Raw genomic sequence first — 25602 nt, 5'->3', positions numbered from 1 at the left:
GGGCACCGCGGGTGATCAGTCGGCGGCGGCGAAGGCCGTCGCGATGTCGGTGTACAGCTGGGTGTAAGCCTGGATGCCCTCGTCGAGGTAGAAGCTCGGGTCGAGGTAGACGACCTGACCCTTCTGAACGGCGGGCACGTTCTTCAGCGCCTCGGAGCCTTCGACGAGCTCCTTCGCCGCGACGTAGCCGTCCTCGCCGAACATCGCGTCGCGGTCGAGCACGATGAGCCACTCGGGGTTGGCTGCGGCGATGGCCTCGACGCTGATGTCGTCGCCGTGCGACGCGTTCTCCGCACCGCGATCGATGCCGGGAACCAGACCCAGGGTCGGGAACACCGCCCCGACGCCGCGGCCCTCACCGGGGGCTGCGAAGGCGATCTTCCCGCCCGAGGTGATGAGACCCACGACGGTGTCGGTGCCGTTGTACGCGGCCTTCGCGTCGGCGACGGCCCGGTCGAGCGCGTCGGCCAGCTCGGCGGCATCCTCTTCGCGGTCGAAGACCTGACCCAGGATCTCGACCTGCCGCTTGAGCTCGGCGATCTGCTCCTCGCCGTCGCGCGGGCTCGTCTCGATGGTCGCGGGCTGGATGGACTTCAGGTCGTCGTAGATCTCGCGGAACCGGTATCCGCCGACGATGAGGTCGGGCTGCGCCGAGATGACCGCCTCGAGGTCGGGCTCGCGGTGCAGTCCCACATCCAGCACGTCGTCGCCCCCCGAGAGGTTGGGCCAGAGGTCGTACATCAGCGGCTTGGGGGCGGCCACGAGCTCGATGTCCCAGTCGCTCAGCGTCTGGAAGGTGGTGTTGTCGAGGGCGACGACGCGCTCGGGCGCGACCGGCACCTCGATCTCACCGTGGTTGTCGGTCACGGTGACGGTCGTGGGTGCGGCCGCGGCCTGCTCCGCGGCGGGGCTCGGGGTCGAGGCGCATCCGGCCAGCCCGAGGGCTGCCACGAGGGCGATCGAGACGAGGGCGGGACGACGGGTGCGGGCGAGCGGGTGGGTCACGTGACGTATCTCCTGGTGCGGTGCGAGTGGAGCGGATGCCGACGCGGGGGCATCCTGCATAGGTAAGCCTAACCTTCCTACCAGGCTTCCCCGCAACCCCGCCTCCCCCGCAACCCCGCCTCCGACGCCGCGCAGCTCCGACGCCGCCCGGCTACGGGTTCGCGGGCAGGTTCTCCTCGAGGAACGTGAACACCGTCTCGTACCAGACGCGGGCGTTCTGGGGCGAGAGGATCCAGTGGTTCTCGTCGGGGTAGTACAGGAACCGGTGCGGGCTCGTGCCGTCCGCGGCGGCGTGGTGCTCGTTGAGGTCGGCCCACAGGCGCAGGCCTTCGCCGATCGGCACGCGGTAGTCGCGATCGCCGTGGATCACGAGCATGGGCGTGCGGATGTCGCGGACGAACCGGTGCGGCGAGTTCTCGATCGCACCCTCGGGCGTGAAGATGCTCTGCCAGTACGGCGCGAAGTCGGTCGTTCCGGCGAACTGGTCGAACGCCCACAGGCTCGCGTGGGTCACGATGGCGTCGAACCGGTCGGTGTGCCCGGCGATCCAGTTGGCCATGTAGCCGCCGAACGAGCCGCCCATCGCCGCCGTGCGGGTCTGGTCGATGTCGTCGCGAGCGACGACGGCATCCGTCAGCGCCATGAGATCGGTGTACGGCGCGCCGCCCCAGGCGTTCCATCCCCGAGCGATGAAGTCGAGGCCGTAGCCGGTCGACAGGGCGGGGTCCGGCAGCAGCACGGCGTAGCCGCGGGCGGCGGCCAGCTGCGGGCTCCACCGCCAGCTCCAGGCGTTCCAGCTGTTGAGCGGACCACCATGGACCCACAGCAGCAGCGGCGCGGGGGCGGCGGCATCCGCTCCCTCGGGCAGGACGAGCCAGCCGCGCACCCGAGCGCCGTCGTCGGCGGTGGTCTCGACCTCGACCATGTCGGCCGCGGTGGCGGGCAGCGGCGCGGGGCTCGCGAGGGGCGTCACGCCCGACGCGGAGACGCGCACCGGATGCGGCGGCGTCATCCAGTTCGAGCGCAGCGCGGTCAGATCGCTCGACCCGGCGATCGTCTCGACATTCGTGTACGCGAAGTCGTCGGTCGTGAGCTGCTCGACCGGGTCGCCGTTCACCGGCACCCGGAACACCGGCCCGCGACCGTCGTGATCGGCCGTCACGATGAGCGACGCGTCGTCGTGGGCGAAGCGGATGCTGCTGGGCCAGCGGTCCCAGCCTGCGGCGAGGCGTCGCGGGTCGGAGCCGTCGAGGGCGTCGATCCACAGCTCCTGGTCGGCCGGTCCCGCGGGAGTCGACTTCTCGGTGCGGACATAGGCGACGTGGGCGCCGTCGTGGCTGACGACGGGCGTCTCGAGGTCGACATCGACCTCGTCGCGCACGATGCGCTGGGCGGCCGTGGCGGTGTCGATCGCGACGAGACGGAAGCGGGCGTCGCGTCCCTGCGGCTCGCGCAGCGCGACGACGAGGGTCGCGCCGTCGGGGGTGAGCGCCATGCCCGCCGCGGACGCCGCCCGTCCGCGCACCAGGATGCGGGGGCGCGGCAGACCGGCCGGGTACGGCTCGTCGGCGACATCCGACTCTCCCGTCGACACGGCCTCGACGGCTTCATCGGCGGTGGCGACGACCGCGGGCGCCTCGGCGAGGTCGCGCAGGTCCAGCGACAGCAGCGCCGGCTCGTGCGGGCCGAGGTCGTGGTCCCAGTACCGCACCGGGTAGGTGTCGTGGACGATCGCCGTGACCTTCAGCTTCTTCCGCTCGGCGCGCAGCCGGGCGTCGGCCTCGATCGTCGTGGCCTCGGGCAGCAGCGACGACGCGACGACGATGCGGTCGGAGTCCGCGGCGGTCGCCACGCCGGCGACTCCCCCGGCCAGCCGGGTCACCGGGCGGGCCTCGCCGCCGGCCGCGGGAAGCAGCCACAGCTGCGCGGGGGCGTCGTCGTCGGCGGCGTTGTCGGGGCGGGCCGAGACGAACAGCAGGTCGCCGGTCGACGTGAACACCGCTCCCGATTCGCCGGTCGTCGACCGCGTGAGACGCCGCGGCGCTCCGGTGCCGTCGGCGGGGACGACCCACAGCGAGCGCTCGTATCCGGTGCGGTCCTTCGTCAGGGTCGCGACCGTCAGCACGACCCGCGCACCATCGGGCGAGGTGACCGCCGCGTCGATGCGGGGAAGAGCGTAGTAGTCGTCGAGGGATGCGAACGGCGTCGTCGTCATGCCTCCACGCTATCGGCCGCTCCGATCACATCTCCTCGTGGGTGTCGGGGTCACCGTCCCACAGGCGGCCGCGCTCGAGCGCCGAGATGGCGGCGATCTCTTCGCCGGTCAGCACGAAATCGAACACGTCGGCGTTCTGGCGCTGGCGCGCGGGGTCGGCGGACTTCGGGATCGGCGTCGACGACAGCAGGGTGTGCCAGCGCAGCACCACCTGCGTGCCCGTGACGCCGTGAGCTGCGGCGATGTCGGCGATCACCGGCTCGGCCAGCAGCTCGCTGCGGCGGGCGAGCGGGCTCCAGCTCTCGGTGCGGATGCCGTTCGCCGCGTGGAAGGCCCGCAGACCGGCCTGCGGGAAGTAGGGGTGCATCTCGACCTGGTTCACCGCGGGCGCGACCCCGGTCTCGTCGATCAGGCGCGCGAGCATCGGCTCGGTGAAGTTCGACACGCCCACCGAGCACACCTGACCCTCGTCGCGCAGCGCGAGCATGGCCCGGTAGGTGTCGACGTACTTTCCCTGCGCGGGGTTGGGCCAGTGGACCAGGTACAGGTCGATGCGGTCCACGCCCAGTCGCGACAGCGACCCCTCGGCGCTGCGGATCGTCTCGTCGAATCCGTGGTCGCGCCCGGGCACCTTCGTGGTGATGATCAGCTCGTCCCGGATGCCGCTGCGCCGCACGGCCTCGCCGACCTCGGTCTCGTTCTGGTAGGTGACCGCCGAATCGAGCAGCCGGTAGCCGGCGTCGATCGCGGCGACCATCGCATCGACGCCCTCGGCGCCGCGCAGGTTGTACGTGCCGAGCCCGAGCTCGGGGAAATCGGTGCCGTCGTTGAGCGTGACCGTGGGGATCGTGACCATGCCCACACGCTACGCCGCTCGGGATGCGGGCGGGCAGGGGTTGCGCGAGCTCGCTCAGCGCGCGAGGAACTCCTCGATCACCGTCAGCACCCCGGCCTCGGTGTGCGAGGGCGCCCGGTAGCGCGCGACGGCGGCGACATCCGGATGCGCCTCGGCCATGGCGTACGACCAGCGGGCCTGCTGCAGCAGCTCGAGGTCGTTGAGGTAATCGCCGAACGCCATCGTCTGCTCGGACCCGATCCCCATCGCATCCTGCAGCCGTGCCAGGGCACGGCCCTTGTTCACGCCGCTGTTCATGATGTCGACCCAGTGCTGGCCCGACACCACGACCTGGTGCGTCTGCCGCAGATCCAGCATCTCGGGCGCCACCGAGTGCTCGGCGACCGCGAAGTCGAAGATCGCGAGCTTGAGGATCTGGTCGTCGACCGCTGTCAGGTCGTCGACGACCTCGAGCTGGGCGTAGTACTTGTCGGCCTCGGCGTGAAACGCGTCGTCGGCGCGCTCGATGTACGCGGAGCGCTTGCCGCACACCACGAGCCCGACGTCGAGGTGGTCGAGTCGGCGAACCCGGTCGATGACGATCGACGCGAACTCGGGCGCGACGGCATCCGAGCTGACCTCGACACCGTCCCGGACGACGTAGGCCCCGTTCTCGGCGATGTAGTCGAGTTCGACCGGTGCCGTCGCGAACTGTCGCTGCAGGGTCGCGAGCTGTCGACCGCTGGCGGGAGCGAAGGCGATGCCCCGTTCGCGCAGCCGCGGCAGCAGGCGCCACAGGCCGTCGGGAATGCGTCCCGACGCGTCGAGGAGCGTGCCGTCCATGTCGACGGCGATGAGGCGGATGTCGGGGGAACTCATCGTTCCATCCTGGCCGACGGCGCTCGACGCCGCCCGCGCGCCCGGCCGGGGGTTAACCCGAACGCGAGTCTCGGGCCGGCTCGCCTGTGGTCGAGGGGCGGCGGTCCTAGCGTGGAGGCATGACCACCGCCGTCGATTCCCCAGCCCCGCCTTCGCGCTCCGTGCGCCTGCTGCGTCCACTCGCCGCGCTGGCCCAACTCGTCGCCGTCGGGTTCGCCGGTGTCGCGGCGTTCACCGTGCTTCTCACCCTGATGGCCACCGGCCTCGGGCTCGTGCCCGTGATCGGGATCGGCCTGCCGCTGCTGCTGGGCTTCGTCTACGGGCTGTGGCTGCTGGGCTGGCTCGAGTACGCCCGCGTCGACGGACTGTACGACCTCGGCCTGCCGGCGCTCCCGCTGCGCAGCAGCGGCCGACCCGGCTTCGGCGGCTGGTTGCGCACCGTCTGGCTGCAGTTCATCGACGGACAGATGTGGCGCGGTGTCGCCCATGCGGCCATCTCGACCGTGCTCGGCCTCATCGCCGTCACGCTCTTCTCGTTCCTCGCCGCGGGCGTCGCGCTGCTGTTCGGCCCGCTCTACGCCAACGGCCCCGTGACGATCGCGAACACGTGGGTGCGCGTGCCGGTCGAGGGAACGGTCCTCGCCGGCGCCCTGACCGTGGTGATCTCGGCCGCCCTGCTCGTGGGCATCGCCCTGCTGCACGGCATCCTCGTCCGGGCCGTCCTCGTGCCCTCGCGCGAGGCGCAGCTGGCCGAAGAGGCGCGCACCGCCGGTGTGCAGCGCGAGGGCGCCGTCCGCGCGAGCGAGGTCGAGCGCACGCGCATCGAGCGCGATCTGCACGACGGCGTCCAGCCCCGCCTGGTCTCGGTGGGCATGACCCTGGGGCTCGCACAGCAGAAGATCGACGATGACCCGGATGCCGCCAAGCAGCTGCTCGCCGAGGCGCACACCTCGACGAAGGCGGCCATCACCGAGCTGCGCCAGCTCGCCCGCGGCATCCACGCCTCGGTGCTCGACGACCGGGGGCTGGATGCGGCGTTGTCGGCCCTCGCCGCCCGGTCTCACGTGCCGGTGAGCATCGACGTCCGCGTCGACGAGCGGTGCAGCCGCACCGCCGAGGCCGCCGTCTACTTCGCGATCGCCGAGTCGCTGACCAACGCCGCGAAGCACTCGCGTGCCGCCGAATGCCGCGTCGTGGTCCGCCACCGCGACGACCACACCCTGTGGGCGCGCGTCGAGGACAACGGCGTCGGCGGGGCTCGCGTCATCGCCGGCGGCGGCCTCGACGGCATCATCAACCGCATCACCGCCGCGGGAGGCACGACGCGCCTCGACAGCCCCGCCGGCGGCCCCACCGCCCTGGAGGTGAGCGTCCCGTGCGCATCCTGATCTGCGAAGACTCCGCGCTGCTGCGCGAGGGCCTTGTGCGCCTGCTGGCCGACTCCGGTCACGACATCGTCGCGGCGGTCGCGCACGCCGACGGCCTGGGAACGGTCGTCGCCGACAGCCGGCCCGACCTGTGCATCCTCGACGTGCGACTGCCGCCCACCTTCACCGACGAGGGCATCCGCGCCGCGCTCGCCCTGCGCGCCGAGAATCCCGAGCTGCCCATCCTCGTGCTCAGCCAGTACGTCGAGGAGCGCTACGCGAGCGAGCTCATCACCTCGCACGGGGCGGCGCTCGGGTACCTGCTGAAGGACCGGGTCGCCGACGTCGCGGAGTTCGTCGCCACCGTCGAGCGCATCGGGCAGGGCGCGACCGTCCTCGACCCGGAGGTCGTCGCGCAGCTGCTGACGCGGCGTTCGCGCGACGAGCGCCTCGCCCGCCTGACCGAGCGCGAGCGCACCGTGCTCGCGCTGATCGCGGAGGGCCGCAGCAACCAGGCGATCGCCGCCGCGATGTTCCTCAGCGAAGCGAGCGTCGAGAAGTACATCACCTCGCTCTTCCAGAAGCTCGACCTCGAGCAGGACGAGCACGGCAACCGCCGCGTGCTCGCCGCGCTCGTCCACCTCGAACACGGCGGCTCGCAGCCGCAGAACGGAGCAGTGCGATGAGCACGACACTCACCCCGCCGACGACCCCGCCCGCGCCGCCGACCGACCGACCCCTCGCCGGCGGACGGCGACCCGCCCCCGGCGCACGGGCCATCGCGATCCTCACCGCGGTGGGCGGCGGAGCGCTGATCCTGGGAGCGATGGGCACGAGCGTCCTCTCCACCGTCTCGAGCGGCGCCGTCGAGACGTCGACGCTGACCGCCCCGACGAGCGGCGTGACGGCGCTCGAGGTCGACACGTCGGCCGCCGACGTCGAGATCTCGTTCGGCGACGTCGACGAGGCGACGCTGACGGTCACCGGAGTACGGGGCGCCGAGGCCTGGGAGCTCGGCCGCAACGACGACGTGCTCGTCGTGGACTCCGACCGCGACTGGTGGAACGGCTGGAACACGTGGGGCGACACCTCGCGGGCCACGCTCGTGCTGCCCCAGGACCTCGCCGGTGTCGACGCCCAGCTGCAGGTCGGTGCCGGGCAGATGCGGGTCGAGGGCGACTTCGGTGCGCTCGACCTGCGCGTCGACGCGGGATCGCTCGACGCGGTCGGCTCGGCGACGACGCTCGAGACCACGGTGTCGGCCGGACGGGCGTCGATCGAGCTCGACGGAGTGACGGATGCCGCGGTCTCGCTCAGCGCGGGACGGGTGTCGGGTTCGCTGACGGGAACCCCGCCGGCATCCGTCACCGTCGACGCCGAGGCGGGCGCCGTCGATCTGACGCTGCCGCGCGGTAGCTACGCGGTCGAAGCGCGGCGGGATGCCGGCAGCTTCACGAGCGGGCTGACCGAGGACTCCACGTCTTCCCACCGCGTCGATGTGCGGGTGTCCGCGGGCTCCGTGAGCCTGCGCCCCGGCATCGGCTGAGCTCACGCTGATGCTGGAAGATCCCTATGCGGGTTCGATGAGAACCCCGTTCCGATTGCGGGGCGTTATCTGTCCGTTATAACTTCGTTTCACGCAGTTCCCCCCAACTGCGCGGTGTGATCTCTGGTGCAAGGGATGACAGGGCCGGTCGACGATTCTGAGTCGGCCGGCCCTTCTTGCGTCTGGGCAGCTCCGCCGGCATCGTCGCGGTCCGGCTCGGGCGGTGTCGCTTCCGCGTAAGCGCGCGAGAGGCGGCGGTACTGCGGCGACGCGAACGCCACGAGGACGAGAACGAGCAGCACGGCGCTCGCGGCGACGAACGCGAGCGCGATGCCGCGGGCCTCTCCCCCGCCGAGAAGCCAGCCGAAGCTGCGCTCGCCGGCGTCCGTGCGCATGAACGGGATCAGACCGAACTGCGCGATGGGGCCGATCAGGTACGCCGAGATCGGTGATGCGGCGGACTCGACGGACGCGGCGAAACCGAACACGCGTCCTTGCGTGTGGAAGGGGACCACGCGCTGGATGATCGTCTGCTCGGCCGCCTCGGCGATCGGCATGATCATCATGAAGACGAAGATGCCGAGCGCGTACAGCCACCACCACTCGCGAATCGCGAAGGTCATGCCGAGCACTGCGACACCGACGTTGACCAGCAGCAGCGTCCGCACCGGGTTGGGACCCAGACCGCGCGCCGCGACGAGCGCGCCGCCCACGATGAAGCCCGTCCCGGTCACCGCCAGGACGACGCCCCAGATCTCGACGCTGAACAGGGTCAGCCCGTAGGGGTCCATGAGCGCCATGAAGACGCCGCCGACCAGATTGTTGATGGTCGTGAACAGGATGAGGGCGAGCAGCCCTGGCACCCGCCGCACGGCGGGGATCACGCCTCGGAAGGTCAGCGCCGGTGTGGCCGTGTCGCCGCTCGACACGATCCCGCGCTCGGGGATGGTCACGAACAGCAGGTGGGTCAGGGCGACCGCCGTCGCCACGACGGCGATGACCACCGTCCATCCCATCCCGAGCAGGCCGACCGAGAGGCCGGAGAAGACGCTCGTCACCATGAAGGCGACGCCCTGCACGGTGCCGACGAGCCCGTTCGCCCGGTCGCGACGATCGGCCGGGACAAGGAGGGTGACCGTCGTCGACAGCGCAATGTTGCGGAGGTTCTCCACCACGCCGCCGATGAGGATCAGCCCGGCGAAGCACCAGAACCAGGGCCGGCCCCAATCGATCAGCTGCGACTCGGGGAACGCGAGGTATACCGCCCCCGCTCCGAGGTAGGTGCCGAGGGTGATGGCGCTCGAGAGCACCATCACGGCCTTCTTCTTCATGTGATCCACGAGCGCGCCGAACACGACGCCGAAGGCGGCGACCAGCAGCATGTACGAGCCGCCGATGATCGAGGTCGCCAGCACGTTCTCGGTTTCGAGATAGGCCCAGAACGTGAGGGCGAACCACAGGAAGCTCGAGGTCACGTTCGCCACGAGGGTGTTGCCCAGCACCTGGAAGAAGGCACGCATGCGCGTTCGCTCCGTCGCGCTGAGCGGTTCACCGGTCATGCAGCGAAGATTAGACCTCGCCGCCGACACTCAGAAGACCGGTCGGGAACACCGTCAGCCCCGCAGCGACGGATCGGGCACCGACCACTTCTGCACCGTCTGCAGCAGCCAGAACGCGACGAACAGCAGCAGGGCGATGACCTCGCCGACGAACACGACCGGTGCGTCGGTGCCCGCGCCGAGCGCGACGGTCGCGATCAGGTCGACCGGGAGGGCGACGGCGATGACGAGGTAGGCGCGACGCACCGCCGGGCGCGGCGGATGCTCGGGCGACGGGCGCAGCGCCTCGACCAGGGCGACGGCCGCGATGAGTCCGAAGAAGGCGAATGCGGCGACGAGGTGCACATACGCGACGAGGGCCCCGGGAGCCAGTGCCCACACCCCCGACACCGCCGCGAGGACGACGACCGCGATGGCGAGAGTGGGAGCGACCGCCCGCAGCGCCACGTCGCCGCGCAGCGCGAGGACCACCCCGACGACGACGACGATCGCGGCCATGACGAGGTAGGTGAGCAGGGCGTTGCCGAGGTCGTCGGCGAAGGGCGACGGAACGCACGGCGCGGCGCACTCGACGATGAGCCCGGGCACCTCGCCCGCCGCGACCGGTGTCGGGACGATGGCGACGAGCGGGGCGAGCAGCGCAGCGAGGTCGAGCAGCACGCGTGCCGGGCCGCGGCCCGACAGCGCGAGCAGACAGGCGGCCGCGGCGACGAGCGAGGCCGAGAAGACGGTGCGGGCGGGGGTGTAGAAGTAATGGCTGACTGTGGGCAGCACCCCGACATCCGGTATCGCGAACGCGACCGCCAGCAGCAGGGCGACGGGGGCGCCGGCGAGAGTCAGCCGCAGGTAGCGGTACGTCCGCTGCGGAGTGGTGACGGCCGGCACGGGTTCAGGCTAGCCGCCGGTCCCGACGCGGGCGATGCGGCCATGCTCGCGCCGGGAACGGCGAGGCCGCCGCATCCGTCTCCGGGATCCGCAGGGAAGCGGGATCGCGGAGGACGGATGCGGCGGCGGGGGTCAGGAGACCGCGGCGATCTCGTTCGGGACCTGCGGCAGCTCGACGGTCTGGACGACCTCGCCCGAGGTGAGGTCGACGGCCACGAGCTGGCTGTTGGCCGGGTCGGTGACGTAGGCGATGTCGCCCGCGACCTTCACCGCGGGGTGCGGAGCCTGCCACTCGGCCGGACCCTCCCACGCGTCGATGACGGGAAGCGACTTCGTGATCTCGCCCGAGGCCGGGTCGATCCAGTGCAGCGAGCCGTCGGTGCCGATGAGCACCGCTTCGCCGGCGGGGCCGCGAGCGACGCCGCGGAAGGTGTACTCGACGCCGTCGGGCAGCGCGACCTTCGTCAGCGTCTCGGCCTCGGTGTCGACCAGGGCGATGTTGCGCAGCAGGTAGCCCTCGGCGTCGGGGTCGTCCTTGTAGTCCATCACGACGAGCGGGCTGTTCTCGGCGACGTAGGCGTTGCCGATGCGTCCGTACGTGTCGGGCGAGCTGACCTTGGTGATCTCGCCGTCCGCGTAGATGAGGACACCGTTCTCGCAGCCGAAGACGACGCGCTCGCCCTCGGCGGTGCCCTCACCGTGCACACCGGGGCACTCGGCGTTGACGCCGATCTCGTTGCGCTCGGCGTCGAGGACGCGGATGCCGGTACGGCCGCTCTCGCCGCCGACCGTGGTCAGCAGGGTGCCGTCCTCGAGCTCGACCGAGACGCCGTGGTGCGCCTCCACGCCCGGCAGCACCTCCGCGTCGGGCAGCGAGCCGTCGAGCGCGGCGAGGTCGGCCGTGTCGAAGATCGTCGTGTCGCTCGTCGCGTCGTCGTACAGCACCGTCTTGCCGCCGTGGACGACCACGTGGCCGGCGGTCGCGGCGGGAACGAGCAGGTCGGTGAGCTCGGGCTTCTGGACGTCGAGCAGCTGGAAGCCCTCGGAGGTCGTGACCATCACGTGACGACCGTCACCGGCGGAGTTGAGGCGGATGAAGTCCTCGGACTCGAAGTCGCCGAGCACCTCGAGCTCTTCGCCGCCGAGCACGAGCACGCCGCCTTCGTAGCCGAGTGCCACGCGGGGGCCCTCGGCGGCCGCGGTGGCCTCGGCGGACGGGCTCGATGCCGGCGCCGGCGACGACGAGCATCCCGCCAGCACCAGGGCCGCGGCGCCGACGAGGGCACCGATCTGCAGGGTTCTCTTCATGGGGTGTTGTTCCTTTCCAGGGAAATGCCTCATCGGGTGAGGCCGTCGGAGATGCGCTGCAGGTTCTCGCGCATCATGTCGAGGTAGGTGTCGCCGGGTTGTCCGATCGGCGCCAGCGACTCCGTCAGCAGCGGGACGACCGCCACATCGCGACCCGCCTCGTCGGCGAGCACGCGCATGAGCCGGTCGGGCTGAGACGAGTCGGCGAAGATCGTCTGAACCCCCGCGGCGTCGATCGCATCGACGAGCTCTTGCAGGTCCGAAGCGCTGGGCGCGGCGAGCGTCGTGCCGCCGGGGACCGCGGCACCGAGGATGCGGACGTCGTACCGGCGGGCCAGGTAACCGAACACGTGATGGTTCGTCACGAGAGCCCGGTGCTCGGCGGGGATCGCCCCGAGTCCCGCGGCGAAGTCCGCATCGACGGCCTCGAGCCCGTCGAGGTACGCGGCAGCGGCATCCGTCACCGAGGCCGCGTCGCCACCGGCCAGCTCGGCGAGCACGGGCGCGAGCGCCTCGACGACGCGCGCCGTCTGCGTGGGGTCGGTCCAGAAGTGCGGGTCGACGGCATCCGAATCGAGGTAGCCGAGTTCCTCGACGTGGTCGCCGGCGACGAACTGGGCGACGCCGTCAGCGTCCGACGCGTCGACGTGGTGCTGCACCCCCTCCTCGAGGCCGAGACCGTTCGAGACCACGAGATCGGCGGCGCGCATCGTCGCGGCATCCCGCGCCGACAGCTCGAACGAGTGCGGATCGGCGTCGCGGGGCATGAAGGTGACGACCTCGAGCTCGTCCCCGGCGAGCGTCTCGACGATGTCACCGAGGATGTTCGTCGTCACGACGACGGTGGGGCGATCGTCGCCGGGTCCGCTGCACGCGGCGAGCGACAGCACACCGGCGACGAGGACGGCGACGACGGATGCGGCGCGCCTCATCGGCCCGTCTCCGTGAACAGGACCGGCTCGTGCTCGGTCGTGAACGTGCGGGCCACGCGTGCGCCGTCGGCCGGATCGAGCTCGAACAGCGTCCGCTCCGCGGGGCCGTTGAGGTAGGTGCGGCGCTGGTCGGCGACCAGGTCGACGCCCCCGGCGAGGGCCGGGTCGGCGAGGGAGGCGGCCACGAGGGGCGCGCTACGGGCGATGACCTCGCCGGACGCGCCCGAGAGGACGAGGACGGAGCCGTCGGCGGCGAGCGCCACCACCGTCTCGTCGGCGTCGTCGACCGCGGTGACACGGACGATGGGCTCACCGGCGTCGTGCACGGCCCATGACCGGTTGCGCGTGTCGAGCAGCCAGAAGTGCGAACCGTCGGTGCGACCGGCGACGGTGGGGCGCCCCTCACGAGCCGAGAAGGTCACCGCGCGAGTAGGCGCGTCGGCCGGGTAGGCGATGCGCTCGAACGTCGTGCCCTCGCCGTCGGTCAGGGCGAGCACGGCACCGTCGGCGCACCCGACGACGACGCCGACGTTCGTCGCGATCGATCCGGACGGCTCCACGCAGGCCACCGTCTCCTGCTCCTCGCCGACGGCATCGACGTGGCGCAGCTCGCCGGCGACGGGATCGGCGACGAGAGCGCCCTGCGGCAGCGGCACGACGAATGCCCCGGGCGCGTCGAGCTCGAGTCGGAAGCTCTCGACGATCTCGCCCTGCTTCAACGCCTCGAAGTCGAGCAGCACGGCCTCGCCGCCGCTCTCGCCGTCGTCGAAGAAGACGCCGGCACCCAGGTCGCTCGTCACCGTGCGCGGCGTGCCGGAGCCCTCCAGCTCGCCGAGCAGACGCGCGGGCGCCTCGTAGTAGTGGAAGTGGTCGATGTGATTCCACGTCCACACGCCGCTGTCGACGATCGACACCTCGCCCTCGCGACCGGCGAAGAGGAAGCGCCCCTCGCTGTCGAGCGCGTCGGCCGGGGCGATCTGCCCGAGCGTCTCGGACTGCTCGTCGATCAGGTCGAGGTGGTGAACGGTGCCGTCGGCCGCGATGCTCGTCAGGTGCAGCGCAGGCTCGGCGAGCTCGCGGGCACCGGCGATCGCGCCGTGGCCGTCGCCGAGCGCCGTCGAGTCGGGGTCCGGGGTCGCGCCGGCGTCGGCGGCGGGGGTGGCCTGGCAACCGGCCAGCAGCAGGGCGCCGGCGGTCACGGCGATGAGGGCGAGAGGTGCACGGGGGGTCATGCGGTCCTTTCCGGGGTGTTCGGGATGACGGAGACGGGGGCGACGCGACGGCGCACGGCGAAGACCAGGGCGTGCAGGCCGGTCGAGAGGGCGCCCGAGCAGATTGCGGTGAAGGCGACGGTGGCGCCGGCCGCGGTCGCCAGATGCCACGACAGCAGCAGGCCGACGGCGACCGAAAGCGTGCCGATGACGGCGGCGAGCGCCATCGTGGGCACGATCCGGCGGGTCCAGCGTCCGGCGGCCACGGCGGGCCCGAGCAGCATCCCGACGACCAGGAGCGATCCGACGGCCTGGTAGGCGGAGACGACGGCGAGCGTCACGAGCCCGACCAGCACGAAATGGGCCGCTCGCGGGCGGAGGCCGAGCAGCTGCGCCTGACGCGGGTCGACGGTGAGCGCGACGAACGAGCGGTGACCGAGCGTGGCGACGACGACGGTGACGAGCAGCGCCACAGCGAGGGCCGCGAGATCACCCGTCCCGATGGCGAGGATCTCGCCGAAGAGGATGGCGGAGGCATCGGTGGCGAAGCTCCTCGATGCCGAGATGACGATGACGCCGAGCGACAGGCTGGCCACGAAGAGCAGCCCGATGCTGGTGTCGGCCGAGAGCCGGCCGCGCCGTTGCAGGGCGCCGACACCGACGGACATGACGGCCGCGCTCAGCGCTGCCCCGACCATCGGCGGGAAGCCCGTGAGCGTCGCCACGGCGACGCCGGGCAGCATGCCGTGGGCCATCGCCTCGCCGAGGAACGCCATCCCGCGCAGGACGACCCAGGTGCCGACGATGCCGCAGACGATCGCCACGAGGGCGCCGCCGAGCAGGGCACGCTGGACGAACGCGACGGAGAACGGATCGAGCAGGAGGGACACGATCGACGACTGTACATGACTTTGAGAACCGTTTTCATTTGCAATAATCGAGGGATGCCCTCCCCCACCGCCACCTCCTCGCCGCATGACCGCGTGCTCGAACTCCGCGACATCCGCGTCTCGTTCGAGGGCCATGAGGCGTTGCGCGGCGTGGACCTGGATGCCGTTCGCGGCGAGATCCTCGCCGTCGTCGGGGCCAACGGCTCGGGGAAGTCGACGCTGCTCGCGGTCTCGGCGGGGCTCCTTCCTCCGACCTCCGGCACCGTGCGGCGACCCGCGGGCACACGCGTGGGCCTCGTGCCCCAGTCGACGAACGACGGCGCGCGGCTGCCGCTCACGGTCACCGATCTCGTCTCGATGGGACGGTGGCGAGACCGCGGCCCCTTCCTGCCGCTGCGCCGCAGTGACCGCGCCCGCGTCGCCGAAGCCATCGAGACCGTCGGACTCAGCGCCCTCGCCCGCCGCCCGCTCGGAGTCCTGTCGGGCGGGCAGCGTCAGCGGGCCTACCTGGCACAGGCACTCGCGCAGGACGCCGACCTGCTGCTGCTCGACGAGCCGATGAGCGGTCTCGACGCCGCGTCGCGCGAAGCGGCGGCATCCGCTCTGTCGACCGTGGCGCGCGCGGGCGTCGCCGTGATCGTCGTGACCCACGACCTCGCCGAGCTGGGCGCGGTCGACGCCGTCTGCCGCCTCGCCGACGGCCGGATCGCCGCCGAACCGGCGCAGGAGTCGACCGAGGCGCCGCTCGAGACTTCTCCCGCCGCGTCGCGTGGACGGGGGCACGGCTCCGCGGCTAGCGTGAGAGCGTGACCGCTGCTCCCATCGATGCCACCTCCACCGCCGCCTGGGCCGACCTCGAGTCGCTGAAGAACGGATTCACCCCCGACCTGCGCGGCTGGTTCGACGCCGACCCGGGCCGGGTCGACCGCCTCAGCCTGCCGCTGGCCGACCTGCACGTCGACCTGTCGAAGAACCTCGTCACGGACGAGATCGTCGCCGCCCTCGTGCGCCTGGCCGAGCAGACGGGCGTCGCCGAGCGCTACGCCGCGATGCTCGCGGGCGAGCACATCAACACCACCGAGGACCGCGCCGTGCTGCACACCGCGCTGCGCCGCCCGGCCGGTGCCACGCCCGCGCTCGTGGTGGACGGCCAGCAGGTCGACGCCGACGTCCAGCAGGTGCTCGAGAAGATGTCGGCCTTCGCCGACCGCGTGCGCTCCGGCGAGTGGACCGGCGTCACCGGCAAGAAGGTCACGCACGTCGTGAACATCGGCATCGGCGGCTCCGACCTCGGACCGGTCATGATCTCCGAGGCGCTGCGCCCCTACGCCACCGCCGGCATCCAGGCGCGGTTCGTCTCGAACATCGACCCGTTCGACATCGCGAACAAGACCGCCGACCTCGACCCCGAGACGACGCTGTTCATCGTCGCGTCGAAGACCTTCACGACCCTCGAGACCCTGACCAACGCGCGCCTCGCCCGCGACTGGCTGTGGGCGGGCCTGCAGCAGGCCGGTGCGATCGACGACAGCGAGGCGAAGAAGACGGATGCCGTCGCGCACCACTTCGTCGCCGTCTCGACGGCCCTCGACAAGGTCGAGGCGTTCGGCATCGACCCCGCCAACGCGTTCGGCTTCTGGGACTGGGTGGGCGGCCGCTATTCCGTCGACTCGGCGATCGGCCTGTCGCTGGCCATCGAGCTCGGACCCGACGCGTTCCGCGAGCTGCTGGCGGGTTTCCACGCGGTCGACGAGCACGTGGCATCCACCCCGCTCGAGAAGAACGTGCCCGTCCTCATGGGTCTGCTCAACGTCTGGTACACGAACTTCCTCGGCGCCCAGACGCACGCCGTCCTGCCCTATGCGCAGCAGCTGCACCGCTTCGCGGCCTACCTGCAGCAGCTGACCATGGAGTCGAACGGCAAGTCGGTCCGCTGGGACGGCACCCCCGTGACCTCCGACACCGGCGAGGTCTTCTGGGGCGAGCCCGGCACCAACGGCCAGCACGCCTTCTACCAGCTCATCCACCAGGGCACGCGGCTGATCCCCGCCGACTTCATCGCCTTCGTCAACCCGGCCTATCCGCTCACCGACGGCGGCCGCGATGTGCACGGCCTGTTCCTGGCGAACTTCCTCGCGCAGACCAAGGCGCTCGCCTTCGGCAAGACCGCCGCCGAGGTCGAGGCCGAGGGCACCACCGGGGCGCTCGTCGCCGCGCGGACCTTCCCCGGCAACCGGCCCACGACGTCGATCTTCGCGCCCGCGCTCACGCCGACGGTGCTCGGCGAGCTGATCGCGCTGTACGAGCACATCACGTTCACGCAGGGCACGATCTGGGGCATCAACTCCTTCGACCAGTGGGGCGTCGAGCTGGGCAAGCAGCTGGCCCTGCAGATCGCCCCGGCGATCGAGGGCGACGACGACGCGCTCGCGGCGCAGGACGCCTCGACCCGGTCCCTCCTGGCCTACTACCAGGCGCACCGCCAGGCCTGGCGCGTCTGATCGAGTCGCCGAGAAGGGCGGATGTCGGAGTTCCGGCATCCGCCCTTTCCGTCGAGTCGACGCGGCGGCGGGGTCAGTCGGCGGCGACGCGGGTGTGCATCCGCTCGCCGGCGGAGTTGAAGATGCTGATGAGCTCGGCCGGGCGCGAGCCCAGGGCGCTGATGGAGTGCGGGACGCGGGTGTCGAACTCCGCCGCCTCGCCCGCCCCGAGCTCGAGCTCCTGCTCGCCGAGCACCAGCCGCACCCGGCCGCTCAGCACGTAGAACCACTCGAATCCCTCGTGCACCCGCGGGGCCGGGGCCGCGTCGAGCGGCGGAAAGGTCACCTTGTAGGTCTGCACGGGCGAGCTCTCGCGCGTGAGCGGCGCCACGATGTGGCCGTGCCGCGTGACCGATGGCCGCCGCACCCGCGGGTCGGGGCGCTCGTCGGGGACGAGGTCGTCGATGCGGATGCCGAGCTGCCGGGTGAGCGGCAGCAGCAGCTCGAGGCTCGCTTGCCGCTTGCCCGATTCGAGCCGTGACAGGGTGCTCGCCGACATGCCCGCGCGCGTCGCGAGCTCGTCGAGGGTGAGACCGCGCTCCTGCCGTGCCGCGCGCAGGCGCGGGCCGATCTGTTCGAGACCTGTCATGACCCCATCTTGCCATTTCCGCAAACTGGTTTGCTACTCCTGCACGCCGGCACGGATGCTGTTCCCATGCAGACCTTCGATCAAGACGTCGTCATCGTCGGTGGCGGGCCCGCGGGCCTGAGCGCCGCCCAGATGCTCGGGCGCGCCCGCCGCCGCACCCTCGTGCTCGACTCCGCGAGCCCGCGCAACCGCTTCGCCGAGCACATGCACGCCGTCGTCGGCTTCGACGGCCTCTCACCCGCCGACCTGCGCCGCCGGGGACGCCAAGAGGCCGAGGCGTACGGCGTCGCGTTCCGCGCGGCGCACGTCGACCGCGTCGCCGAGGTGGACGGCGGCCTCGAGGTCTTCCTCGCGGACGGCACGAGCATCACCACGCGCGCCCTCATCGCGGCGACCGGCGTGACGGACCGCCTGCCACCGATCCCCGGCCTCGCCGAGCGGTGGGGCCGCACGGTGCTGCACTGCCCCTACTGCCACGGCTGGGAGGTCCGCGACCGTCGGATCGGCGTGCTGGCGACCTCGCCGCTGAGCCTGCACCAGATCGAACTGGTGCGGCAGTGGAGCCCCGAGATCGTCGCCTTCACGGCCGCGCTCGGCGATCCGGGTGACGAGGTGCGCGAGCGCCTGCACGCGCGCGGCATCCGGATCGTGACCGAGCCCGTCGTCGAGGTCGTGGGTGACGGCGCGGAGATCGACGCCGTCGTGACCGCTGATGGCGAGCGGATCGCGATCGACGCGATCTTCACCGGCGGCACCCTCGAGCCCCACGACGGCTTCCTCGCCGACCTCGGCCTCGCTCGCGCGGAGGGGCCGGTCGGGTCCTTCATCGCCGCCGACGCCGTCGGCGCGACGAGCCACCCGCGCGTGTGGGCCGCGGGCAACGTCGTCACCCCAATGGGCAACGTCCCGCTGTCGATGGGGGCCGGCTCGATGGCCGGGGCCGCCGTGAACGGCGCACTCGTGGGGGCTGACGCGGCCGCCGCGGTCGAGCGTCGGCGCGGGCATGCCGCCGACTGGGAGGCGCGGTACGCCGAGACCGATCGGGTGTGGTCGGGGCGCGTGAACGAGACCACCGCGTCCGTCATCACCGAGCTGGAGGAGAGCCGTGCCCTGCGCGCGGGCACCGCTCTCGATCTCGGCTGCGGCGAGGGCGGCGACGCGCTGTGGCTCGCGGCATGCGGGTGGTCGGTCACGGGCGTCGATCTCTCGGCGACGGCGATCGCCCGGGCGCGCGATGCCGCCCGGAACACGGCCGTCGAGGCGACCTTCATCGCCGGAGAGCTCGACGACGCCGATCTCGGCGCGTTCGACCTCGTCACGGCCAGCTTCCTGCACTCCTGGGACCCGGAGTTCTCGCGGATCACCCTGCTGCGGGCCGCGATGCGTCACGTCGCGCCCGGGGGTCGCCTGCTCGTCGTGTCGCACCTGGGCACCGCGCCCGGCGGCCACGAGCACCCGCCCTTCGCGACCCCGGCGCAGGAGCGGGCGGCGCTCGAGCTCGACCCGCAGGTGTGGGAGGTCGAGCGCGAGGAGATCCGCGAGCGCAGCTCCGCTGCGACAGCCGACGCCGAACCGGCGCACCGCACCGACGGCATCCTGCTGCTGCGCCGACGCGACTGAAGCCGTCTGCCTCCGCACGCCGAAACGCCGACGCGCCGGGCCCGTCACCCCGAGGACCTCGGGGGCGGGCGCCGGCGCGTCGGCGTCAGCGGGTTACTTCTCGACGACCAGCAGGGGCGAGCCCGCGGTGGTGGCGCCCAGGCCCACCGGGTCGACCGTGGCGAACGCGTCGCCGTTGAGGACGATCACCGGGGTGATCAGCGGGTAGCCCGCCTTCTCGATGACCGAGCGGTCGAAGGTGACGAGCGGGGTGCCCTGCTCGACGCGGTCTCCGGCCTTGACGTGGACCTCGAAGCCCTCGCCCTTCAGGTTGACGGTGTCGATGCCGACGTGGATCAGCAGCTCCACGCCGTTGTCGAGCTCGAGCCCGAACGCGTGGCCGGTGGGCTGCGCCGCGGCGACCGTGCCGGCACCGGGCGAGACCACGGTGTTGCCGGTCGGCTCGATCGCGACGCCGGGGCCCATCACACCGCCGCCGAAGACGGGGTCGGGGACCTCCGACAGCGCCACCGCCGTGCCGTCGAGCGGCGAGGCGATCTCGATCGCCGTCGAGACCTCATCGGTCGCCCCGGGCTTCTCGAGCGTCGCGGTCGCGGTGCCCTGCGAGGTCGCGGCCGGAGTCTCCGTCGCCGAGCCGGCGGCGGCAGCGGACGTCGCGGCGGCGGCCGGAGCGCCCGCAGCCTGGAGCTTCGCCTCGGCCTTGTCGCGCTGGGCCTCGAACTCGGCGCGCTGCTCGGGGGTGCGGTAGTCGCTGATGATGACGAGGACCATCGCCACGACGAACGACGACAGGACGGCGATGCCGTAGAGGATCACCGAGTCGAAGGCGGGGATCGTCAGCAGCGAGGTGAACACGAACGCCTGCGTCTTCACGCCACCGCCGATGCCGATGATGAGACCGCCGACGAGGCAGCCGACCAGCATCCGCGGGTAGATGCGCTTGAACCGCAGGTGGATGCCGTACAGCGAGGGCTCGGAGATACCGCCGAGCAGACCGGCCGCCAGGGCGCCCGTCGCGGTCTGGCGCATCTGCTTGTCACGGGCGCGCCAGGCGATCCAGAGCACACCGGCGGTCGCGCCGAAGCACGCGAAGTTCCACGCGCCCATGGGGCCCTGGATGAAGTCGTAGCCGAGGGTCTGGATGTTCAGCAGCATGATGGCATTGATCGGCCAGTGCAGGCCGAGCGGCACCATGAACGGGTAGGCCAGCGGGATCACGATCGCGAAGATGAACGGCGAGAAGGTGTTGATCGAGCTCAGCAGGTTGGCCAGCGCTGCACCGGCGTAGACGCCGATGGGTCCGATCAGGAACGCGGTGAGCGGGATCATGATCAGCATCGCGAGGAACGGGACGAAGATCAGCTGGATGTTCTCGGGGATGACCTTGCGCAGACCCTTCCAGAGCAGGCCGAGCACGCCCGCCATGAGCAGCGGCGGGAACACCTGCGAGTCGTAGCTGAAGATCGTCAGCGGAAGGCCGAACACCGGGATCGTGGTGATGTCCGAGCCGAGGAAGGTCAGCTGCCGAGCGCCCTCCTGGTCGGCGAGGCCGGTGAAGCCCGGCAGCATCACGACGGCCATGATGGCGAAGCCGACCCACGGGTCGGCGCCGACCTTCTTCGCGGCGTTGTAGGCGACCATCAGCGGCAGGAAGATGAAGACGCACTGCCACATCAGGTTGACGAACTGCCACGAGGGCTCGAGCGTCACGCCGGGGGCGTTCCAGGCGGGGATGACGCCGAGGGTCGCCATCAGCGCCATGAAGGTGATGAACAGCGACGCCCCCAGCAGCGCCCCGAGGATCGGGCGGAACGAGTCGGAGAGGAACTCGAAGAGCGAGTCGAGCCAGGCGACCTTGCCGCGCGGGCCCTTCGCGCGCTCGCGCGCCTTGACCGAGTCGACGTCGTCCTCGTCGACCGCGCCGCCACCGGCTCCGCTCATCGCGGGCAGGGCGTTGATGTCGTTGTAGACGTTCTGCACCGCGCCGCCGATGACGACCTGATAGCGGTTCCCGGCCTGCGGGACGGCGCCCATGACGCCGGGGATCGCTTCGACGGTCGACTGATCGACGTTCGAAGAATCGCGCAGTTGGAATCGCAGACGCGTCGCGCAGTGCGTCAGACTCTCGATGTTTCCTGGGCCGCCGACTGCGTCGACGATCTTCTCGGCGGGGCTGGTCGCCATGGTGATCTCCTGTTCCCCGGGTTCGTGGCCGAAGTACTCGACGACGACTTTACTCTGGGAGTTCCCCGAGAACGAAGCCCACCGCCGATGTGGTCTGACCACAGTTTAGCGCGTCGGACGCGGTCTCGTAACCGAGTGCCGACGGTGGCGCACGGCCTGAACGACGGCGTCGCCGATCACGAACGCGGCGAGAGTGATGCCCAGCAGCGGCAGCAGGAATCCGACCCCGATCGCGACGGCGACCACCAGCGCGATCCCCCAGAGCGGCGCCTGCGGCAGCGCTTCCGCGGGCGCTGATCCGGCACCGCGAGCGGCGTCGCGGGTCGGGCGGCGCTTCCACCACATCGCATAGCCCAGCACCACCATGGCGGCGATGCCGGAGGCCACGATGAACAGCACGATCTGATTGACGAGGCCGAACATCGTCCCCATGTGGAGGTCCACGGCCCAGCGCGCCAGCTTCGCCATGACGGGGTAGTCCGCGAAGTCGACGCGATCGACCACCGCGAGCGTCTCGCCGTCGATCGACACCGCGTCCACCTGGGTCGGGAAGCTGCGCTGGATCTCCTGCACGACCCAGGCCTGCCCGGCGGCCGAGGGGGGACGGATCTCCACCAGGCCGACGTCGACGTTCTCGGTGCGGGCCACTGCGAGCACGTCGTCGAACGCCTCGGGCGCGACCGCGGCAGTGGGGGCCGCGACCACGCCATGATCGGCATGCGGGTCGCCTGCGGCAGCATCGCCCCCCAGGGCGGTCTCGAGCGCGGGCGCCTGCCACGACAGCGCGGCTCGCAGGCTCGAGACGTTCGCGCCGCCGTACGTCGACCACGTGATACCCGAGGCCGACAGGAACACGGCACCGATCACGAGCCACACGCCCAGTGAGGCGTGCCAGCCGAAGAGCCGGCGGTATCCCGTCGCGCCGCGTCGCGGACGCAGGAGGTCGCGCTTGGCTCGGGTGGTGCGGAACCGGGCGATCCAGAGGCCGAGCCCCGCCAGCACCACGACGCCGAGCCACGAGGCGGCGAGTTCGCTGTACAGGCGCCCGGGCTCGCCGAGGTTGAGGCTGCGGTGCAGCTGATCGACCCACGTGCGCAGGGGCAGCGCGCCACTGGTGCCGTACACGGTCTGATCGCCGCGGATCTCACCCGTTCCCGGGTCGATGAAGACGGCGCGCGTCTCGCTGGGACCGAGACCCTCCTGGGCGAACATCACCCGCGTCGTGTCGCCGGGTCCCGGTGCGGGGCGGACGGCGGCGAGCGTCGCGGCATCGCCGATATGGTCCTGGGCGATCCGCACCTGCTCGCCCAGCGTGAGCGATGTCTCCGAAACCGGAGCCCGCAGCTCGTGGGCGTAGACGACGCGCTCGATCTGCGGCGTGACGACGTACAGTGCACCGCTCACGGCGGCGATGAGGATGAACGGACCGACGAGGATGCCGGCATAGAAGTGGACGCGCAGCAGCAGCGGCATCAGCCAGGGGCGCCTCGGCCGCGGCGGCGCGTGCTCGTGGGACGGCGTGCCGCCGGCATCTCCGGCGGGGTCGGGTACGGCGTCGCCCGTCGGGCGCGCATCGGTGATGGACATGGGACTCCTCGGTGTCGGGGTGCCGGCGGGTATGATGCGCGCACGACGGAACGCCCCGACGGGCGCCGGGGCGTCAGAGAGCGAGGAGTGAGGGCGGGCCGCGGCGCGCCGGTGACGCGATGAGAGGCCGCGGTCGCGGCGCACTGGTGCTCGACGCGAAGCCGCGCCGGCGCGGTGAGACGGCGGTCGGCGGCACGACGTCGCGGCCGGCAGCGCGCAACCGCCGTGCCACGCGTCGGGCGAGTTCGCCGAGACCGACGAGCAGCAGCTCCCCGCGATGGAGCACGAGAGTGGTCACGACGGCGGCGATGACGTGCGCGCCGAGCATCGAGGCATCCGGGACGACCACCGCTGAGGTGGGAACCGACGCGAGAGAGGATGCCGCCACGGGCATATGTCCGGCGTGCGCCGCGAGTCCCGCGCCCCCGGAGGCCGGCCCCGCCGACGCGAGCGGCACGACACCGAGCACGAAGAGCACGTGGAAGACGGCCTGCGCCGCGGCGACGGCGGCACCCACCCGCACGACCGACAGGCGGCGTCCCGCGAGGCCCAGGCAGACGATCAGCGAAAGCGCCCAGGGCAGGGCGATCCCGAGTACGGACGGCGGCGGACCGCCGGCCGCGACGTGCGACAGCAGCGCGACGAACGTCGCGAGAGACGCCGAAGCGGTCGCACGGACCGCACGCTGCTGCCGGACGGAGACCACGGGAACGAGGTCGGACTCAGACGCCGACGCGCGCGAAGGCGTCGAGGCTGATGCCCTGATCGAGCACGGTCCGCGACCACTCGCGTGCCGAGTGCAGGGAGTGGTCGCGATAGTTGCCGCACTCGAGAGCCGAGACGCCGGGAATGTCGGCTTCGACCGCCTCTTCGGCGATGAACCGCAGGCTGCCGGTCATCGCGGCGACGACGTCGGCGATCTCGGGCTCGCCCCACATCAGCAGGTGGAAGCCGGTGCGGCAGCCGAAGGGCGAGATGTCGATGACGCCGTCGATGCGGTCGCGCAGCAGGCCGGCGAGCATGTGCTCGATCGTGTGGATGCCGGCGGTCGGGATCTCCCCCGCGTTCGGCTGCACGAGACGCACGTCGAAGTTGGTGATGGTGCCGCCGCCGGGGCCGTGCTCGACGCCGATGCGGCGCACGTAGGGCGCGATCACGGCGGTGTGGTCCAGCGTGAAGCTCTCGATCTCGGCCATGGATCCTCCTCGGCGCAGCGGTGCGGGCAGCGTCCGGACTCCCGCGTTCTGGGCCAGATTAACGCCCTGCACCGAGGGTCTGGACCGCCGCGGCTCCCAGGTTACGTTCAGGTGCCGCCCGGGACTCGTCCAGGCTCGGGGCGCAGACTCGGGGAGTTTTGTGCGTCTGCCCGCGACGCCCGCCGTTGTTCCACGGTGCCCGCAACATCGAAGGACTGCCCCTGTTCGTATGACTTCTTCGTCGAGCCAGCCCACCCGCCGCGACCTGCGGCGCACGCCCCGCAACGCACGCCGTGTCATCCGGCCCGCCGCCCTGACCCTGGGCGTCGCGCTCGGGGTCACCGCGATGGTCGGCACGACGGCATCCGCGACGGTTCCCATCGCCGCCTCGTCCGCGCCCGTCATGCAGCGCGCGGCGCTCGTGACCGCCACCGTGGCTTCGCCCGCGAAGCCCCTCAGCGCGATCGAGCAGGCGACGACCGACGCCGTCGCCGCGGCGGAGGCCTCGGTTCTCGAGGCGGCCACCGTGACGGCCGATGTGTCGGCTGCCGCACTGCCGGTCGACGGCGACACCACCGTCGACACGGCGCAGCTGCGCGACCGCATCGCCGGCCTGCAGGACGCCGACGTGATCCCGACGCTGCTCCTGCCCGACCTCACCGACAAGCTCACCGAGGCGACCGCTGACGTCCAGGCCGAGACCGCCGATCTGCGCGGCCGTCTCGACGCCGCGAAGGCGCAGAAGGCCGCCGAGGAGGAAGCCGCCCGCATCGCCGCGGAAGAGGCCGCCGCCGCCGAGGCCGCGGCCCGCGCCGAGGCAGAAGCGGCCGCCGCCGCCGAGGCCGAGGCTGAGGCCGAAGCAGCCGCCACGTCGAGCTCGAGCAGCGCGCGGTCGTCCGCGCCGGCAGCATCCGGTTCCGCTGTCGCCTCGACCGGCGACAACTCGCCGGGTGCCGCGCAGCAGGCCGCCAGCAACATGCTCGGCGACTACGGCTGGGGCCAGGACCAGTTCTCGTGCCTCGTCTCGCTGTGGAACAAGGAGTCGGGCTGGAACTACCAGGCCTACAACAGCGGCAGCGGCGCTTTCGGCATCCCGCAGGCGCTCCCCGGCAGCAAGATGGCATCGGCCGGCGGCGACTGGCAGACCAGCGCGGTCACGCAGGTGCGCTGGGGCCTCGGTTACATCTCGGGCCGCTACGGGTCGCCGTGCGGCGCCTGGGGTCACTCGCAGTCGGTGGGCTGGTACTGATCCGG

22 protein-coding genes are annotated in these 25602 nt (G+C 71.7%); 7 read left to right on the top strand and 15 right to left on the bottom strand.

All coding sequences use genetic code 11. The features are described from left to right. Positions 1–15 precede the first annotated feature (15 nt). The 4 genes from JOF37_RS12590 to JOF37_RS12575 all read right to left on the bottom strand — a co-directional run bounded on the left by JOF37_RS12590 (position 16) and on the right by JOF37_RS12575 (position 4934). Positions 16–1065, bottom strand: a complete 1050-nt coding sequence (locus JOF37_RS12590) for a siderophore ABC transporter substrate-binding protein (RefSeq protein ID WP_210007131.1) — start codon at positions 1063–1065, stop codon at positions 16–18. Between the two features lie 91 nt (positions 1066–1156). Further along, positions 1157–3220: a S9 family peptidase gene (locus tag JOF37_RS12585; protein WP_210007130.1), complete on the bottom strand. Its 2064-nt coding sequence runs from the start codon at positions 3218–3220 to the stop codon at positions 1157–1159. Between the two features lie 25 nt (positions 3221–3245). Next, entirely contained in the window at positions 3246–4076 is an 831-nt protein-coding gene (locus JOF37_RS12580) for an aldo/keto reductase (RefSeq protein ID WP_210007129.1), read from the bottom strand. Between the two features lie 54 nt (positions 4077–4130). Next, positions 4131–4934, bottom strand: a complete 804-nt coding sequence (locus JOF37_RS12575) for a Cof-type HAD-IIB family hydrolase (protein WP_210007128.1) — start codon at positions 4932–4934, stop codon at positions 4131–4133. Positions 4935–5053: 119 nt separating this feature from the next. Between JOF37_RS12575 and JOF37_RS12570 the strand changes: the two genes are divergently transcribed. From JOF37_RS12570 to JOF37_RS12560, 3 genes are read left to right on the top strand one after another with little or no spacing between them, the layout of a single operon-like run. Next, positions 5054–6322, top strand: a complete 1269-nt coding sequence (locus JOF37_RS12570) for a sensor histidine kinase (protein ID WP_210007127.1) — start codon at positions 5054–5056, stop codon at positions 6320–6322. After that, entirely contained in the window at positions 6310–6987 is a 678-nt protein-coding gene (locus tag JOF37_RS12565) for a response regulator (protein WP_210007126.1), read from the top strand. The genes JOF37_RS12570 and JOF37_RS12565 overlap by 13 nt, the downstream gene beginning before the upstream one ends. After that, positions 6984–7847, top strand: a complete 864-nt coding sequence (locus tag JOF37_RS12560) for a DUF4097 family beta strand repeat-containing protein (protein ID WP_210007125.1) — start codon at positions 6984–6986, stop codon at positions 7845–7847. The genes JOF37_RS12565 and JOF37_RS12560 overlap by 4 nt, the downstream gene beginning before the upstream one ends. An 89-nt stretch (positions 7848–7936) precedes the next feature. Here the strand turns inward: JOF37_RS12560 and JOF37_RS12555 are convergent, their stop codons facing one another. The 6 genes from JOF37_RS12555 to aztB form a co-directional block, all read right to left on the bottom strand. Further along, on the bottom strand, positions 7937–9406 hold the full coding sequence (locus tag JOF37_RS12555) for an MFS transporter (RefSeq protein ID WP_271175081.1): 1470 nt from the start codon (positions 9404–9406) through the stop codon (positions 7937–7939). Positions 9407–9460: 54 nt separating this feature from the next. Beyond that, positions 9461–10291 carry a hypothetical protein gene (locus JOF37_RS12550; RefSeq protein WP_210007124.1) on the bottom strand — a complete coding sequence of 277 codons (831 nt, stop codon included), beginning with the start codon at positions 10289–10291 and terminating at the stop codon, positions 9461–9463. 132 nt (positions 10292–10423) lie between these two features. Next, on the bottom strand, positions 10424–11599 hold the full coding sequence (gene aztD / locus JOF37_RS12545) for a zinc metallochaperone AztD (protein ID WP_210007123.1): 1176 nt from the start codon (positions 11597–11599) through the stop codon (positions 10424–10426). 29 nt (positions 11600–11628) lie between these two features. Then, positions 11629–12531: a metal ABC transporter substrate-binding protein gene (locus JOF37_RS12540; protein ID WP_210007122.1), complete on the bottom strand. Its 903-nt coding sequence runs from the start codon at positions 12529–12531 to the stop codon at positions 11629–11631. Further along, on the bottom strand, positions 12528–13763 hold the full coding sequence (locus JOF37_RS12535; protein ID WP_210007121.1) for a hypothetical protein: 1236 nt from the start codon (positions 13761–13763) through the stop codon (positions 12528–12530). The genes JOF37_RS12540 and JOF37_RS12535 overlap by 4 nt, the downstream gene beginning before the upstream one ends. Further along, positions 13760–14632, bottom strand: coding sequence for a zinc ABC transporter permease AztB (gene aztB / locus JOF37_RS12530; RefSeq protein WP_210007120.1), 873 nt, complete (start codon positions 14630–14632; stop codon positions 13760–13762). Before aztB ends, JOF37_RS12535 begins: the two co-directional genes overlap by 4 nt. Before the next feature lie 54 nt (positions 14633–14686). On the opposite strand from aztB, the gene aztA reads away from it, so the two are divergent. Together aztA and pgi are read left to right on the top strand one after the other, a co-directional pair. Continuing rightward, the gene (aztA, locus tag JOF37_RS12525; protein WP_210007119.1) at positions 14687–15442 is read left to right on the top strand and encodes a zinc ABC transporter ATP-binding protein AztA; all 756 of its coding nucleotides are present in this window, start codon (positions 14687–14689) and stop codon (positions 15440–15442) included. After that, positions 15439–17133 carry a glucose-6-phosphate isomerase gene (pgi, locus tag JOF37_RS12520; RefSeq protein ID WP_210007118.1) on the top strand — a complete coding sequence of 565 codons (1695 nt, stop codon included), beginning with the start codon at positions 15439–15441 and terminating at the stop codon, positions 17131–17133. The genes aztA and pgi overlap by 4 nt, the downstream gene beginning before the upstream one ends. Positions 17134–17206: 73 nt before the next feature. Here the strand turns inward: pgi and JOF37_RS12515 are convergent, their stop codons facing one another. Next, positions 17207–17761, bottom strand: coding sequence for a helix-turn-helix domain-containing protein (locus tag JOF37_RS12515; protein ID WP_210007117.1), 555 nt, complete (start codon positions 17759–17761; stop codon positions 17207–17209). A gap of 66 nt (positions 17762–17827) precedes the next feature. Between JOF37_RS12515 and JOF37_RS12510 the strand changes: the two genes are divergently transcribed. After that, positions 17828–19381 (top strand): bifunctional NAD(P)/FAD-dependent oxidoreductase/class I SAM-dependent methyltransferase, encoded by a 1554-nt coding sequence (locus tag JOF37_RS12510; protein WP_210007116.1) that lies wholly within the window; start codon positions 17828–17830, stop codon positions 19379–19381. A gap of 93 nt (positions 19382–19474) precedes the next feature. Here JOF37_RS12510 and JOF37_RS12505 read toward each other — a convergent pair whose 3' ends face one another. The 4 genes from JOF37_RS12505 to JOF37_RS12490 all read right to left on the bottom strand — a co-directional run bounded on the left by JOF37_RS12505 (position 19475) and on the right by JOF37_RS12490 (position 24348). Next, a complete protein-coding gene (locus JOF37_RS12505; RefSeq protein WP_210007115.1) occupies positions 19475–21565 on the bottom strand; it encodes a glucose PTS transporter subunit IIA in 2091 nt (696 codons plus the stop codon). Between the two features lie 105 nt (positions 21566–21670). Continuing rightward, entirely contained in the window at positions 21671–23152 is a 1482-nt protein-coding gene (locus JOF37_RS12500; protein WP_210007114.1) for a PepSY-associated TM helix domain-containing protein, read from the bottom strand. A 73-nt stretch (positions 23153–23225) separates the two neighbouring features. After that, positions 23226–23858 carry a hypothetical protein gene (locus tag JOF37_RS12495; protein WP_210007113.1) on the bottom strand — a complete coding sequence of 211 codons (633 nt, stop codon included), beginning with the start codon at positions 23856–23858 and terminating at the stop codon, positions 23226–23228. Between the two features lie 16 nt (positions 23859–23874). Next, positions 23875–24348: an S-ribosylhomocysteine lyase gene (locus JOF37_RS12490; RefSeq protein ID WP_210007112.1), complete on the bottom strand. Its 474-nt coding sequence runs from the start codon at positions 24346–24348 to the stop codon at positions 23875–23877. A gap of 229 nt (positions 24349–24577) precedes the next feature. On the opposite strand from JOF37_RS12490, the gene JOF37_RS12485 reads away from it, so the two are divergent. Beyond that, positions 24578–25597, top strand: a complete 1020-nt coding sequence (locus JOF37_RS12485; RefSeq protein ID WP_210007111.1) for an aggregation-promoting factor C-terminal-like domain-containing protein — start codon at positions 24578–24580, stop codon at positions 25595–25597. Positions 25598–25602: the final 5 nt, after the last annotated feature.

It is taken from the genome of Microbacterium imperiale (genome assembly GCF_017876655.1).
Classification (GTDB): domain Bacteria; phylum Actinomycetota; class Actinomycetes; order Actinomycetales; family Microbacteriaceae; genus Microbacterium; species Microbacterium imperiale.
This window is presented reverse-complemented; position numbering and strand designations above follow the sequence as displayed.